Genomic DNA, 601 nt, shown 5'->3' with positions numbered 1-601 from the left:
ATACCCAGCTGCTCGAAGATCATGGTACGCGGGAGCACGAACTGCTTCATGGATTCCTTCATGTTGCGCCCGAAGTTCGCGAGTGCCTCCCCGAAGGGTCCGCTGCTTTCCAGTCTCTCCTGGACGGAGTCGCGCGTCTGGCGGTACTGCGAGGAGGCGCGCATGTAGCCGAGGTGCTTCATGAGCGCGCCCACGTTGCGCGAGATGGACATCTCGTTGTCGTTGAGGACGACCACCATCGGGGTCTGCGCCTGTCCGATGTGGTTGAGCGCCTCGAACGCCATGCCGCCCGAGAGCGCCGCATCGCCTATCAGGGCTACCACCTTGTTGTCGCCGCCCGAGAGGTCGCGTGCCTTCGCCAGGCCGAGCGCCACCGAAAGCGAGTCGGAGGCATGGCCCGAGGGATGCACGTCGTAGGGGCTCTCGCCGGGCTTCGGGAAGCCGGAGAGGCCGCCGTAGGTGCGCAGCGACTTGAACTCCTCGAGGCGGCCCGTGACCAGCTTGTGCGCATAGGCCTGGTGGCCCACGTCGAAGATGAACCGGTCGCGCGGGCAGTCCAGCATGCTGTGCACGGCCAGGATGATCTCCACGGCACCGAGCG

The 601-nt window shown here is 65.9% G+C and carries 1 protein-coding gene; it reads right to left on the bottom strand.

Annotated features, from left to right (window positions below):
* The coding region (locus DMP11_RS10110; RefSeq protein ID WP_235869450.1) for a 1-deoxy-D-xylulose-5-phosphate synthase N-terminal domain-containing protein at window positions 1-601 on the bottom strand (601 nt) is incomplete at both ends.

Origin of the sequence: Parvibacter caecicola (assembly GCF_003725335.1) — a bacterium.
GTDB lineage: Bacteria > Actinomycetota > Coriobacteriia > Coriobacteriales > Eggerthellaceae > Parvibacter > Parvibacter caecicola.
Note: the sequence above shows the minus strand (reverse complement) of the source record. Positions and strands in the feature narration are given on the sequence as shown.